Genomic DNA, 932 nt, shown 5'->3' with positions numbered 1-932 from the left:
CTTTTAAAGAGAGTTTCGTAACAGGACCAAGTCCCATTTCACGGCGCTTATTGTGGTGCGTATAGCGAAAAAACCAAGAGCGTGTATTGTCTTTTCGAACATTCAACCATAGCCCTGCCCCATCACAATATTTTCCTTGTGGAGCGGACTTTACAAGTAATGCTGATAACCGATGAATCGCCCTCACTTAACGTCCCCTCTCGTCCACCTTTTTAAGCATTGCTCGTCCACCTTTTTGGGTCCACCTTTTAGACCACCTTTAATTTTTGATTTGAGATTTTTTCTTTAATCCTTAATTTTTTTATTGGAACATAAAAAACTATACACATCAATACGCTCTTACACATATTTATATAAGTTGAATCTTGTTGATAAGCCCCTGCCCGCCGGCATGCGGCACCGCTTTTTGCTTTTAGCGCATTGAAATATATAGATTTTTTCTTTAATACTTACTGTAGCCTGCCAGCGGGTTTTGTATATTTTGCCACTAGAGTTTGTAGCAATTTATTTTTCTCAAAGAGTTTTAAAGGTGTTCTCAAAGTGTCTTCAAATGCCTTATCTAAAGGTCATTTAAAGCTCTCTTTAACGCGTTTTTCTGCTCCTATTTTTCTAAATCACTAAAGCGTGTAAAATCGGACTGAAAGGCAAGGGGAACGATTCCTGTCGGACCATGGCGTTGTTTTGCTATAATAACCTCGGCTTTACCCTTGGCTTGTTCCATTGCCTCTTGCCACTTGCTATACTCAGCAGTGCCTTCTTTTGGTTCTTCATTTTTGAGATAATATTCTTCACGATAAACGAACAGCACAATGTCGGCATCTTGCTCAATTGAACCAGATTCACGTAAATCAGAGAGTTGTGGACGTTTATCGGTTCGGTTTTCTACTTGACGTGAAAGTTGTGACAAAGCAATGATGGGAATATTGAGTTCT

2 protein-coding genes are annotated in these 932 nt (G+C 39.5%); both read right to left on the bottom strand.

Annotated elements, in window-relative coordinates:
* On the bottom strand, positions 1 to 187 hold a 187-nt coding region (locus PVV60_RS10620; protein WP_273724687.1), incomplete at its 3' end, for an Arm DNA-binding domain-containing protein.
* 414 nt (positions 188 to 601) lie between these two features.
* On the bottom strand, positions 602 to 932 hold a 331-nt coding region (locus tag PVV60_RS10615), incomplete at its 5' end, for a DnaB-like helicase C-terminal domain-containing protein (RefSeq protein ID WP_273724686.1).

Source organism: Bartonella sp. AU18XJBT (assembly GCF_028618595.1).
Lineage (GTDB): Bacteria > Pseudomonadota > Alphaproteobacteria > Rhizobiales > Rhizobiaceae > Bartonella.
The sequence above is the reverse complement of the archived record's forward strand: the minus strand, read 5'-3'. Positions and strand labels throughout refer to the sequence as shown.